Origin of the sequence: Chthonomonas sp. (assembly GCF_035294505.1) — a bacterium.
Taxonomy (GTDB): Bacteria; Armatimonadota; Chthonomonadetes; order Chthonomonadales; family Chthonomonadaceae; genus Chthonomonas.
The window spans coordinates 43,861-58,181 of the sequence record NZ_DATGKU010000242.1 but is presented as its reverse complement, the minus strand read 5'-3'; the positions used below and the strand labels follow the sequence as shown (position 1 = coordinate 58,181).

14 protein-coding genes are annotated in these 14,321 nt (G+C 53.5%); 7 read left to right on the top strand and 7 right to left on the bottom strand.

From position 1 onward, the window contains the following. The 5 genes from VKV18_RS14680 to VKV18_RS14660 form a co-directional block, all read left to right on the top strand. Nucleotides 1-911 (top strand): hypothetical protein (locus VKV18_RS14680; protein WP_324204929.1); only part of this gene is annotated, 911 nt, incomplete at its 5' end. 49 nt (nt 912-960) lie between these two features. After that, on the top strand, nt 961-1,494 hold the full coding sequence (locus VKV18_RS14675; RefSeq protein ID WP_324204928.1) for a hypothetical protein: 534 nt from the start codon (nt 961-963) through the stop codon (nt 1,492-1,494). Nucleotides 1,495-2,219: 725 nt separating this feature from the next. Beyond that, nucleotides 2,220-2,588, top strand: a complete 369-nt coding sequence (locus VKV18_RS14670) for a hypothetical protein (protein ID WP_324204927.1) — start codon at nt 2,220-2,222, stop codon at nt 2,586-2,588. 99 nt (nt 2,589-2,687) lie between these two features. Beyond that, nucleotides 2,688-3,056 carry a hypothetical protein gene (locus VKV18_RS14665; protein ID WP_324204926.1) on the top strand — a complete coding sequence of 123 codons (369 nt, stop codon included), beginning with the start codon at nt 2,688-2,690 and terminating at the stop codon, nt 3,054-3,056. A 164-nt stretch (nt 3,057-3,220) separates the two neighbouring features. After that, nucleotides 3,221-3,586, top strand: a complete 366-nt coding sequence (locus VKV18_RS14660) for a hypothetical protein (RefSeq protein ID WP_324204925.1) — start codon at nt 3,221-3,223, stop codon at nt 3,584-3,586. Between the two features lie 62 nt (nt 3,587-3,648). Here VKV18_RS14660 and VKV18_RS14655 read toward each other — a convergent pair whose 3' ends face one another. The 4 genes from VKV18_RS14655 to VKV18_RS14635 are packed head-to-tail and all read right to left on the bottom strand — an operon-like array spanning nt 3,649 to nt 7,880. Beyond that, complete coding sequence (locus tag VKV18_RS14655) at nt 3,649-4,902, bottom strand: ABC transporter ATP-binding protein (RefSeq protein ID WP_324204924.1); 1,254 nt, start codon at nt 4,900-4,902, stop codon at nt 3,649-3,651. A gap of 4 nt (nt 4,903-4,906) precedes the next feature. Further along, complete coding sequence (locus VKV18_RS14650) at nt 4,907-6,388, bottom strand: ubiquitin-like small modifier protein 1 (RefSeq protein ID WP_345786427.1); 1,482 nt, start codon at nt 6,386-6,388, stop codon at nt 4,907-4,909. A gap of 34 nt (nt 6,389-6,422) precedes the next feature. Next, the gene (locus VKV18_RS14640) at nt 6,423-6,887 is read right to left on the bottom strand and encodes a M67 family metallopeptidase (protein WP_324204923.1); all 465 of its coding nucleotides are present in this window, start codon (nt 6,885-6,887) and stop codon (nt 6,423-6,425) included. Then, nucleotides 6,888-7,880, bottom strand: a complete 993-nt coding sequence (locus VKV18_RS14635; protein WP_324204922.1) for a cysteine synthase family protein — start codon at nt 7,878-7,880, stop codon at nt 6,888-6,890. A gap of 147 nt (nt 7,881-8,027) precedes the next feature. Between VKV18_RS14635 and VKV18_RS14630 the strand changes: the two genes are divergently transcribed. Then, complete coding sequence (locus tag VKV18_RS14630; protein WP_324204921.1) at nt 8,028-9,359, top strand: MFS transporter; 1,332 nt, start codon at nt 8,028-8,030, stop codon at nt 9,357-9,359. Here VKV18_RS14630 and VKV18_RS14625 read toward each other — a convergent pair. Genes VKV18_RS14625 through VKV18_RS14615 form a run of 3 tightly spaced genes read right to left on the bottom strand, consistent with a single transcriptional unit; the run spans nt 9,280 to nt 13,419 of the window. After that, on the bottom strand, nt 9,280-10,935 hold the full coding sequence (locus VKV18_RS14625; RefSeq protein WP_324204920.1) for a hypothetical protein: 1,656 nt from the start codon (nt 10,933-10,935) through the stop codon (nt 9,280-9,282). The two genes, VKV18_RS14630 and VKV18_RS14625, sit on opposite strands and share 80 nt — an antisense overlap. 21 nt (nt 10,936-10,956) lie before the next feature. Further along, a complete protein-coding gene (locus VKV18_RS14620; RefSeq protein ID WP_324204919.1) occupies nt 10,957-12,690 on the bottom strand; it encodes an ATP-binding protein in 1,734 nt (577 codons plus the stop codon). 27 nt (nt 12,691-12,717) lie between these two features. Then, nucleotides 12,718-13,419, bottom strand: coding sequence for a hypothetical protein (locus tag VKV18_RS14615; protein WP_324204918.1), 702 nt, complete (start codon nt 13,417-13,419; stop codon nt 12,718-12,720). A 171-nt stretch (nt 13,420-13,590) separates the two neighbouring features. On the opposite strand from VKV18_RS14615, the gene VKV18_RS14610 reads away from it, so the two are divergent. Then, the gene (locus tag VKV18_RS14610) at nt 13,591-14,310 is read left to right on the top strand and encodes an SDR family oxidoreductase (RefSeq protein WP_324204917.1); all 720 of its coding nucleotides are present in this window, start codon (nt 13,591-13,593) and stop codon (nt 14,308-14,310) included. The last annotated feature ends 11 nt before the right edge of the window (nt 14,311-14,321 follow it).

The following is a 14,321-nucleotide window of genomic DNA, read 5'->3' as shown; positions in this document are numbered from 1 at the left end:
CTTTTCAAGGCCACCACTTTCTCTTTCTGCCTACCGGAGACGGCGTTCAAGTCTACCGACTTGAAGGGCATACCCTCCATCTTGCTGCACTTGTAGGAGGTCGTGACCCCGATGCAACCGGGCAAAGCCACTGGCAACAACAGACCCCTAGTCTGCCACAACAGTGGACATGGCACGATCAACATGGCACCGGTTACCCTCAAGCTAACGAGATTCTCTGGTTTGCCCCTCCAGGAAAAGGCAGCGTTAGCGTGTTCGGTATGGATGTAGACGATAAAGGTAACATCTGGTTTGCAAATCTCAATACCCATAGCATCTGGGAACTGCCTAAAGGAAAGCTAGACGCTCGAGGCAATCCTACCTACAACTGGGCCAATGCGCATGAGGTGATTCCGCACGACACCTCTTCACTTGGCTTCGATCCCACTATGGCTCAGCATGCAGATGACGGCAGCATCTACGCTCTCGGTTGGAGCCGTGTCTGGCCCTCGCCCCCTAACAACCCATTTTGGATGGGTGGCACAACGCTGGTGCATTTTGATCCATTCGGCAAGCGTCTTTGGGCTGTGCCATTGCCCGAGGTCTGCCCCGGCATCTGTTTCCTGCCTGGAGGTGGGTGCCTGGCCGGAGGAGGCCGCAGCGCCACCATCTACCACTATACTTCAAACGGCCTGCTCGTGGGTAAAATGGCCCCCGGTGTCGCTATGGGCAAACAGAGCGGTTGGTTCGATAATCACGCCTGTGTGGCCGTAACCCACACCCCCGTAGACAAGGGTTGGGATGTGTTTGCCGAAGATGACTATGTGGACCGTATCGCCTGGTATCGTATTGAGGGGAAAATAGCCGTTCTGAGAGGGAATGCGGATACTGTGACCGATAACCTAACCAGCCCAGATCATGAAACCCCTTAGCATCGAATTCCGTCTTAATAACTGCACGCGATCCTTGAGAAGGGTTCTCGTGAAAAGATACCATTTCCAAAAGGAGGAGTTAACCATGCTGACTCACTACAAACGTCCCTTGCTTGCCATCGCCCTCGCGGCCACAACGCTTACAAGCGTTACCCTGTTTAGCAAACCGGCCTCTGCGCTCTTTGATAAGACTCGCTTCATCACGGATGTAGGCGTCGCCTTCTTTGCCTTCCACCACTGGGTTTGGAACCCCTATAAACATGGCGCATTTCAGGCCGGTGCTCCCCACAGAACCGCGGCTTTGGTGAAGGCTGGGCTGGCTACTCTGTTCGCCGTCAACCGACTCAAAGCGGCCGATCACCTGGCACACACCAGCAAAAGCCCCTTACTGCACAAACTTGCCGGCGCTATTGATCACATGGAAGCCGCCTTTGCAAGCGTAGGCCAAAATTTGAAGAACAAGGTGTTTGACCAAAAAGGCATTGATAATGCCAATAACTCCCTGTCAAGCGTAGACACGCTTTCTAAGCAGGCTGGCATGACCATTCATGACGTTCCGGTCAAAATTCCGGGCGTGGGCTAGCTGTTGCTTTTTCTTCTTACATAGAGCGAAGCTTTCCCTGTGAACGTCTCAGAGCAGCCTCAAAGTTCTATCTGCCCCTCTCTTTTGAGGCTGCTCAAGTGTGTTTTAGCATCTTCCCAATACCTAATTCTGCAACTTTACCAAGAAAGCGGTATGAGTTATATCGCATGTAAGGGTCGGTCGCAACGAATAGCCCCTAGATACTACAGCAATCCCATCAATGACTACTCTCAAGTCTTTGAAACCCGTTGTAAACAACCTCCGTCTATAAAATCAACACCCTTGCTTTAGCCGGGTGGGGAATGCGTTTGGAGCACCTGCGCTCCTTTCACTTGTATGCAAAGGCGGTAAAATCCTTGAAAAACATGGGATACTAATACTAACGTGGACAGAGTGATACGACTGCGGCTTAAACCCAGTACCCAACAGGCACAAGCCCTTGCCGAAACGACCGCACAGTTTACGGCCTCCTTCCATTTGATCTGTCGTTCTTGTGGGTATCGTCGCAACGCGGATTTCAATGCTTCTGAGAACATTCGAGACAAATACCTTGTCGGTTGGTCTTCACCATCCGGCGCGCTGTCGTCAACCAGCGTATCGTGTCCATCGGAGGCTCCGGCTTCCGTATGAGATGCAAGCCCCTGACCTTAAGGCGGGGGGCGTTGACAACTACAGAACAACTTATGCGCCCAACATGCAGGTGAATGCCCGGAAGTAGCTAGCAGATGGATGTCGAAACCCATATCGAGGTGCTAGGGTGGTTGCATATAGCTCTCCATATCTTTTCACTCATCGTCGGGGGTGCTATACTGCTTTTTGTGCTGTTTCTAGGTCATAACGTCAGTGAATGGACTCAAATACCTCCTCTCGCCGTCTACACAGCGGGGCTATTCATCGGTCTTTTCCTCTGCGCAACAGGGGCTCCCGGCGTGCTTCTAGGGTATGGACTGCTTAAAAAAGCCTGTTGGAGTCGCCTACTTGGCCTGGTTATGTCGTTCTTCCTGCTGGCTCACTTTCCGATAGGAACTCTTCTTGGAATCTATACCTTCGCCATTCTCTCGACAGGGGAGGCCAAAACAGTACTCTGTCCCTAACACTCATGAACATCCTTCGGTGTGGAAATCCCATCCTCGAAAAATTAGCAGGAGAAACCTATCTTAACGTAAAATCTATATTAACTGGAGGGACGTTATATGGAAATCCATATCAAAGTACTAGCATGGCTGCATATTATCATTAGTGCTCTCTATGTCCTGCCGGGAATCGCGCTCTTTCTCTTTCTCCTCTTCTTCGGCGCAGGTGCCGGAGCGCTGGTTCACGACGCTTTACCGGCCTACGTTCTGGGTGGCGTGGGAGTGTTTTTAGGCGCCTTCTTGCTTATTTTTGGGTTACCCGGTCTTATTCTTGGCTACGGACTGTTGACCGAGAGAAGTTGGAGCCGCCCGCTCGGGATCGTTTTTTCCCTGTTCGATCTGCTTAACTTTCCTCTGGGAACCATCTTAGGCGTCTACGGGCTTGTCGTTCTATTTAATGAAGAAGCCGGTCTCATTCTTTCCAGATAAAACGCCAATTTGAGAGAGCTTATTAATCCATCATACTAAGCAGAATGCTAGTTTGAAAAAAAAGAAGGAGTCCTGCAACAGTTCGTCGTATTTATCAGTAGAGAGGCATACGGCATCTCTATATCTTAATACCTCTATTCTCAAAAGGAGGCAAACTTACGCTCATGGAACAACATATCAAAATTCTTGGTTGGCTGTATGTACTACTTAACGCAGCATTCGCCATCTTTGGCGCGATCACCATACTCGGTGGCCTTGCAGCAGGCGTAGGGAGTAGCATACAAAATCATTCCGCAGGTGGACTTTTAGCCAGCGGCTTTGGGGCGGTGGTTGGGGCATTTCTCCTCATCATTGGCCTGCCAGGCCTCATCCTTGGCTATGGCCTACTCACGCGAAGGAGCTGGAGCCGAATATTAGGGATCATACTCTCGATCTTAGAGCTATTTAACTTTCCGCTCGGCACTCTCTTAGGCATCTATGGCCTCTACGTTCTACTGAATCAGGAGACAGTCGCGCTATTGAATAATTAACAGCGTAAACCATTGAGTTATAAACCATTGCTTGCCCCCCTAACTAGCAGCAAGGGGGGGTTTTATGTGGCTTCCTCATGAGCCAGCCATTCCTCCAACGTGGCATAACACTTCGCCCCATGGTGGCATAGCTGTGCCAACAGTTGCGCTGCCTTACCGCCTGTAAAATCACGGGCTTCAAAATGTTTATCGCCTAACAACACGACCCGCTTGCCTATCCTCTGCATCTCCCACACCAAATCCAACACCGGGAGATTGCCGTGCCCAAAGGGAACCGGAGCAATAAACACCAGGTCGGCCTGCTTCATCACCGTCTTGGCTGCCGCACAGGCCTCATCGCCCAGAGGCGCAAAAGGCGCCTCTAATATCACGTCGATGCCCAACGCTTCGGCAGCCACCTGGTCGCTATCATACAGATTGAGCGGCCCGGCACTCACCACGTAACCATGATGAACAAGTGTACCCATAATCGCGATTCCCGAACCTCCGCCGCATACCAGATGCACATTCGGTCTCCCGCGTGCCTCCCCGGAACGCACCGGTCGTACGCTTAACAGCGTTGGCTTTCCCGTTGTCGGGTTCAGTCCCACCTGTATATCGGCATCATAGACGCGCCGCAGGTGAGCTGAAGTTAGCACGGTCTCTGGTGCTCCATTAGCCTCCACGCGCCCAGCACGCAGTAGTACAAGCTGATCGCAAAACTCCGCGGCCTGGTTGATATCATGCAACGCAGCAATAACACCTACTTTTCCTTGACCACGCTCAACCATCTTTCGAATGTGTTGCAGCAACTCTACCTGGTGCGTTATGTCGAGATGAGCTGTAGGCTCGTCTAAAAGCAGCAGCGGAGCCTCCTGTGCTAAAGCCCGCGCGATCAACACGCGCCGATGCTCACCTCCAGAGAGTTGGGTGATCGGCCTTTCGGCCAAGGAAAGAATGTCCAATTCCGCCATACAGCGCCGGGCAATAGCGTAATCCTCTTCGGTAAATCCCCTCCCACCCCGATGGGGATAGCGCCCCATAAGCACCACATCGAGAGCCGTGAAATCGAACAAGGCTGGCTCAGACTGAGGTACGAAGGCGATTTTCTGAGCGCGAATGTGAGGAGGAATCTGCGATAAAACCTCTCCATCTAGGGTCACACAACCCGATTGGGGCGCCAAGATTCCAGAAAGCACACGCAGTAAGGTGGACTTTCCGCTGCCGTTAGGCCCCAAAAGCCCTACAAACTCCCCCGTCTGAAAAACAAGACGGACGGCATGAAGAACCGTCCGCCCGCCATATCCTGCAGTGATCGCATCGGCCTCTAGGAGCATTGGCTCAGTATTTCGGTACGCTTGGGTCTATCTCTTCACTCCAAGCTAAAATACCTCCCTTAAGGTTCTTAAGGTTCTTGAATCCCTTCGCCTTTAGCTTAAGAAGGGCCTCTGCACTGCGCTTACCGCTGCGGCAATGGAGTATGATCTCCTGATTCGGGTCAAGCTCATGAGCACGCTCTGCAATCTGCCCTAACGGAATCAGTCGCGTTCCGGGAATGCGGGCGATGGCGTACTCATGCGGTTCACGTACATCAATAACGGTGAGCTTCTCACCGGAATCCATGCGGCGCTTCAGCTCATGAACCGTGATCTCCTCGATCTCATCGAGTTGTGGCGGAGGGGCCTCTTCCCCGCGGATGCCGCAGAACTCCTCATAGTCAATCAGCTCATGAATGGTGGGATTCTCGCCGCAAAGTGGACAGGCGGGGTCACGCCGCAGACGCAGCTCACGAAACTGCATCTTCAACGCATTGAAGGTCAGCAATCGCCCAATAAGCGGATTACCGATGCCTAGTATCAATTTGATAGCCTCAATAGCCTGAATACACCCAACGATCCCGGGCAATACGCCTAATACCCCACCTTCGGCACAAGAGGGCACCAACCCCGGAGGAGGTGGTTCAGGAAATAGACATCGGTAGCATGGACCGTGGCCGGCCCAAAATACAGATGCCTGCCCCTCAAACCGAAAGATCGATCCGTAAACATTGGGCTTTCCTAGCAACGCACACACGTCATTAGTTAGGTAGCGTGTAGGGAAGTTGTCGGTTCCGTCTATAATGATGTCAAAGTCGCGAGCGATCTCTAAGGCGTTCTGTGAGATGAATCGCTCCTCAAACCCGATAACCTCTACATGGGGATTGATATCGAGAATGGTCTCCTTCGCCGATTCAAGTTTAGAGCGCCCCACATCGTTGGTGCCGTGTATCACTTGCCGCTGCAGATTGGTTAGGTCTACAGCGTCAAAATCCACCAGGCCGATGGTGCCTATCCCGGCTGCCGCCAGATAAAGGGCGAGCGGCGACCCCAGCCCACCGGCCCCGATCAACAGCACCTTCGCCGCCTTCAGTCTCTTCTGCCCCTCAAGCCCCACTTCCGGCAAAATGAGATGACGGCTGTAGCGCAGTATCTCCTCGTTACTAAAGCTAACAGCCTCTACGCGCTCCTCTGGCAAAAGGGCGTTCGGGTTGATCCGAGCCGTCTCCACTCCCACACCGCCCGCAATGGAGGGCACAATGCTAAGCTCATCGGTATCGGTTACCGGCGTCTGAAGACCCTGCAAAGCGCGCGTGTCGTCAGACCCCTTGTAGATATTGACAAAGTGACGTAGCTCACCCTGATCGTTATAGAGATGTTTTCTTAAATCTGGGTAGCGTTCTAGTAACTGATCTAACGCCTCCTTGACGGTAGTTCCCCCGACGTTGATCTCGTCGTTTCCGCCAACAAACTGTTGCAGTGATGTGGGCACAAGTATCTTAGGCATAGTCTCTTCCCTCTAAATTATGTTCTCTGATGATCTATACGATCTCTATAGGCTCCTCTAAAAAGGCATCGCCGGCCTCGTTGAGTTGCCAGGCGGTCAACTCCTGCGGCACACCTCGCCGTACAGAGAGAATACAATAGGTATACCACGGCGACGCCCAGTCCCTATCGAAGACGCTTGGTCTCGCCGGATGATCGGGATGCGAGTGATAGAATCCCAGCACCTTCACCCCAGTCTCTCGCTCCTCCCGCAGCAGCCGAAACATCGCGTCGGGCGCAACAAGGTAACGCCGTTCCTGTCCTGGAACATCCTCCGCCGCCCCTCCGCGCACATCTGCCTCCCAAGAGGGATCGAATGTGTTTGGCAAAGGCCTCGCTTCCTCCACAATGCGAATCTCACCCTCCAGCCGTCCTAGCAAAGCTCCCACACACTCACGAGGATAATCTTTTGCACCATGGGCAGAGATAGCTTCCTCTACCCTCTTCGGAATGCGAATCACTTACTCCCCCTCATGCCAGAAGCGATCGGAAAGATAGCGTGTTCCGGTATCACAAAAGATCGTCACAATGACCCCTTCGTCCAACTCCTCTGCCAATTTTAAGCAGCAGACCATTGCCGCCGCCGCCGAGATGCCCACCAAAACGCCCTCCTCACGCGCAAGCCGCTTCACCATGGCATAGGCCTCCTCGGTAGAGACCTCGCGGTTCTCGTCCGCCAAATTGGGGTCGTAGATGCCGGGCACAATGGAACTGGCCATATGCTTCATCCCTTCCAAACCATGGAAGGGCGAATCGGGCTGGAACGAAATAAGGCGAATGTTCGGATTAAACTCTTTCAGGCGACGCCCAGTTCCCACAAAGGTTCCACTCGTACCCAAACCGGCCACGAAATGAGTTATTCGCCCGTGCGTCTGATGCCATATCTCCGGTGCTGTAGTGAGGTAGTGCGCACGCCAGTTGGCCGGATTATTGTACTGATCGGGATAGAAGTAACGGTCTGGCTGCGCCGTATAAAGCTCGCGCGCCTTTAAAATAGCCCCATCAGAAGAGAGCCGTGGATCGGTGAGAATGAGCTGTGCACCGTAGGCACGCAGAATCTGTTTGCGCTCCTCACTGGCGTTCGCCGGCAAACATAGGTGCACCTCGTATCCCAGGGCAGCCCCGATCATTGCGTAGGCAATGCCCGTGTTCCCAGAGGTAGCGTCGAGAATGATCTTGCCAGGCCGCAAGGCGCCGCTTCGCTCCCCTTCCAGAATCATATTGAGGGCCGGACGGTCCTTCACAGAGCCTCCAGGATTGGCCCACTCGGCCTTCGCGTAGATCGTAACGCGTGGATTCTTCGGCACCACCCGACGTAGTCGCAGCAGCGGTGTGTTCCCAATCAGCTCCAACAGACCCACCGGATGCGGCCGTAAAGCGGGATCGGGCGAAGTGGAAGGGGTGTAAGCGCTCGCAGAGCCGGCTCCCTCAGATAACCGGAGTAGTGTGCTCATGACTGAATTTACGCTTTCCTCATTGCCTCCGTTCCCTAAAAGGGCGGAATCCTTACTTTTTCGATAGAATTAGTATACCGTAACTTTCCGTTGGAATGGGAATCTACTAAAACCTTTCCGAGAAGGGTAACATATTGACGGAACTCCATGGACGAAACAAAAGACTCTTCTAACCATTCTGCCTCTGCCCATGCAGGAGAGGCCGTGCTAACCGAAGGGCGGATCGGCCCCCTCTATCCTTTTCGCTTTCGGAACTTTCGTCTTTTCTTCATAGGACAGCTTATATCGGTTGCCGGCACATGGATGCAACAGGTTGCCGAAAGCTGGCTCGTTTACCACCTCACGCAGTCGGCCACCTGGCTGGGCATCGTATCCGGCACCGGAGCGCTATGCTATGTAGCTTTCGCCTTCGCCGGAGGGCAGGTCGCCGACCGTTATCCCCGTCGCAATGTGCTGCTCATCACACAAACGGCAGCCATGCTCCTTGCCTTCACCCTAGCTTTTCTAGCATGGCCACATTCGCCGATTCCTATCCAACCTTGGCACATCGCTCTTATGGCGGGCCTGCTTGGCATCGTCCGCGCCTATACCATGCCGTCTCAGCAGGCTTTCGTCACCGATATGGTAGAGGATAGACGCGCATTGCCCGGAGCCATCGCCCTCAACTCACTCCGTTTTAATATGGCTCGCTTCATCGGCCCGGCACTTGCCGGCTTCGTCCTCGTACAGCAGGGCGCTGCCGCCTGTTTCTTCTGGAACGGAATAAGCTTCCTCGCGGTCATCCTCTCGCTGCTGCTCATGCGCATGGAAAACCAAACCGTAAAGCCTCATCGCCAGCCTATCAAAGAGGGCCTAACCTATGTTCGCCGTACTCGTCCGGTGCTGCAGGTGATCGTCCTTATCGCCGCTGCCAGCCTTCTCTTATGGCCCGTCACCACGCTGCTGCCGGTTTTTGCTCAGCTTTTTAAAGTAGGCAAACAAGGCTACAGCACTATGGTCTCAATCAACGGTCTAGGTGCTGCCTTGGCCGGACTCTCTTTGGCCTGGTTTGGTCTGCGCATTCCACGCCGCTATGCCATCTTTACCGGTGCCATCGGCTTGGGGCTTTCAAGCCTGTTGTTCATCAGCGTGCATTCTTATCGGCTGGCGCTCGTCTGCCTTCTGCTCATAGGTTTCTGCATGATTCTTTGTGGGATATCCGCAAACACCTTCGTACAAGAGCACGTTCCCGATGCTCTACGCGGACGCGTTATGGCCCTCTATACCCTTGTCTTTAATGCCCTTCAACCGGTTGGCGGCCTGCTTATCGGCCTCTCCGCCGACCATCTCGGCGCTACCCGGGCGGTGGCCATCAATGCCCTTCTGGGAATCGGGATTATTTCTCTGGTCATTTTTTGGCTCAGTCCCCAACGCCAGCGGGTTGTGGTGAAACAAGCGACCGACCGCCCATCGCTCGCCGAGACGCCGGAAGAAGATTAAACAGAATTCCAAACTGCTGTGAGCGTGTGCGGTAGTACACTCCTACCTGCATACAATCGAAATTGCGAATGATGGCTAACTCGTTGTCGTAAGCGCGGTTGTGGTCTAAATCAATATGACTCATCAAACCAAACGCCCATGTTCCCCCCACCTGATACTGCAGTCTCAGCTCGTTGCGCACATCCCTACGATCAAACACAAAGGGGGTCCTCCCTACATCCGCCAAATGCCGAAGGGATACGTTAAGGCGCGAAGTTCGGGTGGGAAGATAGTCCAATCCCGCCTCTGGCGAGAGTATGGCATAGGCCGTTCCCGTTGAGTAGTAGTTTAACCAGTTCGTAAATGCGAAACGAAGGGATATCCGTCGTCCGATAACGATTGCCGGACTGATCAGATCGGTGCGCAAGCCAAAACGCGCCGCAGTTACATTCGACGGTAACTCGTTGATTTCGGCCCCATAGGCCGCAACGTCTACCTGCAAAGGCGCAGCTAGGGAAGTCGCTTGCCCTGCGGGCACTTCGCGACTACCAAATATATTCACGAATCGCACCCCCACTTCTGGGAAACGGGAGATCGAGATGTTGGTAAAATTCCGGTTGTACACGAACTGCCGATTCTGCAACATCGCGTAAAAAAAGCTGCTATGAGGCTGAAAGGTAATTTCATGCGGGTCACGGCTATAGATCGGTGGAGCAAGTCGTTCTAAGGTGCTCTGCAACGGATCGGCCACATCGCCTAACACCGCGCGAGCGGAAAAGCTACGAGCCACAGGCTGCAGGGCGAGCACATAATCCACCGTGCCAACCGGTAACGTCTTCACCCCTACGCGCGCGTTGACATCAAGGCTGCTGCGGATGCCGCCTAATAGACTTTGACTGATGGAAACGTAGGGGCCGTCCGTTCGATCGTAGCCAGGCAACACCGTAGGCGAGCCGCCTCCCGTCCCCAAATTGTACCTATAAGAAGGAAGCGCGGGCAAAACAACACGTCCTACCTGAAACGTGATGCCATCGGCCTGCACATATTGTCCCGGAACCAATCGAATACGTCGTGCCCGTATCACGTAATCGGGATGAACCAACGCGCACGTGGTGAACCGGGCATTATAAAGCGTATCGCGCCCATCAGGTGAAAGCTCGATACGACTGCCGCTAGCCCGAAAGAGATCGGTTTCGAGATGAGCCTCTTCAAGAGTGCCATCACGATCGCGAAAGTTGTATGTTAGCTTCTCACCGGTAAATATACCCTCCGCACGCTGTAGGGAGATCGGCCCCCTAGCCTCGGCCACCGCACTCATGCCGTCGTAAAAAAAAGACCCGGCTTTCAGTGTCGTCTGCGTCCCATCTGAAGCTGTGTAGACGACGGTAGCCCCCTCTGGTGCCTCTAAACTGCCGTTGGCGAGGTTCTGACGCAACAACTTCGCTCCCGTTACCACAAGAGTGCCGTTGGTTGGAACAGAAGATGGCTGTTTTTTGGAAGTAGAGTTACCGGATTCTATTGCAGCAGCACAAACGGTAAGGAGATTCGGCAAAAGCGCCACAGATAGAGGCCACCACGCGCGCCGAAAACGCTTCAAGCAGATACCTCCCAAATGCTTTTAGAAATCTCGATCGCGCTCACGCTCGAAGTCGGTACTCCCGGTTTGCTGAGAACCAGGTGACATCATGGCCTGCCTGAAAGCGTCGTCATCGTAAGTACGGGCACGTACAACGACCGGCATGGGCACAGCATGGCCGAAAATGAGCGCTTGCTGGCGTGTCTCCAAACTCGCCAACACCGTCCGCAAATCGGACGCGCCCATTATACCCGTGAGAACCGCATCTATATCGCTCTCATCATCCAGCAGACAGCAGATGCGCGTGCCGACCTGAGAAAGCGTTTCACGATCGATCTGACTCGGTCGCTGATCTACGATCAACAGCGTCATATGGTACTTACGCATCTCCCGGGCGATCGTGCCAAAAATGGTTTGATTTGCCAGGGAGGGCGAAAGGAACTTGTGCGCCTCCTCTATCACTACAATGAGATGCTTCGGCTCACTCCCTCGACCGCCTAACGCTTTCTCGGTTTCCCGTACATAGAGATCATGCAAACGCCGAGTAAGAATATTGGCTACGAGCATGTACTGTCGTGGTTTGTCGTGGCGGCCAAACTCTAGCACCACATCATGCCCCCGCTGCAGTTCGCTAACAATACGCTGTATGGGGTCTTCCCCAGGAGGTAACTCGGGAACGAGGAAATCGCCGCAGTCCCTTATTAAGCTCGTTAGTTTGCGCTGGAGCGCACTTAGGGCGCCAGAGTGAATGTTGTACTCCGCGCAAAGTTCCTTAATCCGATCTGGTTCCAAGTTCAGAAGCTCGCCCAACCAGTTCTCCTTATAAATCCTTTCCAAAAGATAACAGGTCTCGCGAGCGGTTTCGTTCAGATTCAACTCGTCTTGCAATAGCAAAATATCGTCAATCTCAACTTCGTTATAACCTATCTTCACCTCGAAGTCCGGCCGAACGCCTCGTGTGTGCGAGGACTCCCTGTCGAGTGTCGCGATGACAATCTGGGAACCGAAATACTGCTTCAGCCCTCTTACCTTCCTGCCCTGCGCGGTTTCCGATCTCCCCTCCCAACCATACTCGTTATGCATATCAAAAATAAGATGGACTGCATTTCTCGCCTTGATCGCCCCGCACAGACAAAGGCGGGTAAGAAAGGTTTTACCGGTGCCGGATTTGCCGAAAATGGCATTGGAACGCTCAATCCATCTTTCCATGTTGATGCATACAGGCGTGTCCATATCCAACGGCGTGCCCACGTAAAAATAGGGCTTTCCCTCCCCTTCGGCACCAAATACACGACTCACATCCTCTTGGGTGGCCTCATAGACCGCGCTGAAGTGCGAAGGCACCGTGCGAACCGGCAGCAACTCGGCATCGGCTTCTGCTGTCTCGACCGTGCCCTCTTCCCCATTCATGGGCAATAGAATCATCGGACGCAGGTGCACCAAGCCGTAGGCGCTTGTGCCGGCCAGCACGGCGCGGCGTAAGCGCTCTTCCGGCAGAGGAGGGTTCAAGAGAATGTCTTTGTGAATAGCCGCTAGCTCTACGTCCCCCAGAATAGCAAAGAAGCGATTCCTCTGCCCCTCAACCACCAAAAACTTCCCTGCTCGTAGGTCTTCCACGCTCTTGTCAGCAGCAAGACGCATCACCAAACCTCGGCTCAAAGAGCCTTCGATAACGATCCCTAAGGCATCGCGCCTATTCTGAACTTCTGGCTCCTCATGGCGATTAACGCGTGGGGAAACCGCCGGCGTGCTTCCGTTTTTCCTTGCCCTCTCCATGAGCGTCCTCCTAGCAACCGATCATCCTCATTGCACAGGTTTCACGTTGCTTACCAATGTCACAACATCCTGATCGTCGTTATTCGTCGAGTATTCCCAGCCGATGAGATAAGTGTTCGGAATGAGCTTACCCGATGCGTCTCGCGCAGGGATCACATGGGCCTTGTGCCGGTCGTTCGGCTTAAAGCGAGGGTCATAAGCCTGCAAGGCATCTTCCGTGCAGATCGTCTCGTTGGGGAAACCGGCAGTCGAAACCCATAGCCCGAACCTTTGCCGACCTGGATCGAACTGAAGGCTACTACCCGGCATCACCGTGGGGAAGTCCTGCTTATTATACGGCGCATCTATACGCCACAGCAGATGCTTCTCCGGCGGAGGAGGCAAACTATTAGAGGCCGCCGAGGCCGGCTTTACGGGGTACCACCCCGCGCTACAAATTTTATAAAGCCCATAGGCCGCAATCGGTTTGTAGATAACCGGCCCATGGCCTGCCTTCACAAAACGCTGGGCTTCTATCTCATCTTGAACGGTATTCACCTTGTACCCCTGTCGCCAAAGGATGGTCTGTAACGGCGGCTCCCCACAAGCAATGGCCGCAAGCGAAGCAGGGTCTTTCAGAGGTGGATAAGAAGGCCTCTTCGTCATTTGGTTCGTCTCATCTTGGGCAACAGCCACTCCTAATCCAAATAACACGCCAAACAGCCCTAGAGCCTGTACATAAAACTTCATAACCTATAGGTAACCTCCTCATGATTCTCATTTATTTGCCACCTATTCTTCAATGGCTCTGTCAATTCCTGCCTGGAGGCGAATTGGAGAAAGATCGATATATTATTGTGGAGAAATATGTCTCCACTCGTCGTATTCTCTAATGACAGAGACCTGGAAAGGAGAAAAAAGATGGACGACACTCAAAAAGTGGTTCTTATCACAGGAGGCAGCAGCGGCATTGGCAAAGCCACCGCAAAACGGCTTTTGGCAACCCCTCAAATGGCTGTGACGATCGCGGGGCGCAGCGTCGAACACCTCGAAGCCGCTCTTGCCGAGCTAACCCCTCCCGCCGATACTTGCCACGCCGTTCAAGCCGATGTTACCAACCCGCTCGATGTCGAACGCCTCATAAGCTCTACCCTGCGCCGGTTTGGACAAATAGATGTGCTTATAAACAGCGCCGGCGTCGGTGCCATTGGCCCCTTTCTCGAGGTGGATAGCGCCAGCATGGAACAACTGTGGAAAGTGAATGTCTTAGGTACCATGCTCCTCACCCAAGCGGTGCTTCCTCATATGATCGAACGGAAACAAGGGTTGATCGTTAATCTTGCCGGCATTCTCGGAATAAAAACCATCGCCAACGCCGCACTCTATTGCGCCACCAAACATGCCGTCATCGGCTTTAGCAATGCCCTTCTCCAAGAGGTTAAGCGCCATAACATTCGCATCACCAACATCTGTTGCTCCGGTGTGGATACGCCCTTCTGGGATGCCCTACCGGGAAAGCCGCGAACCGAACTGCTTCTAAAGCCGGAAGAGGTGGCAGAGACCATTTACCAAATTCTCATGCAGCCACCCCACCTTATCACCAATCAAGTTCTCCTGCAACATGCTGCTCATCAGCTCTAACCGCCAACCCA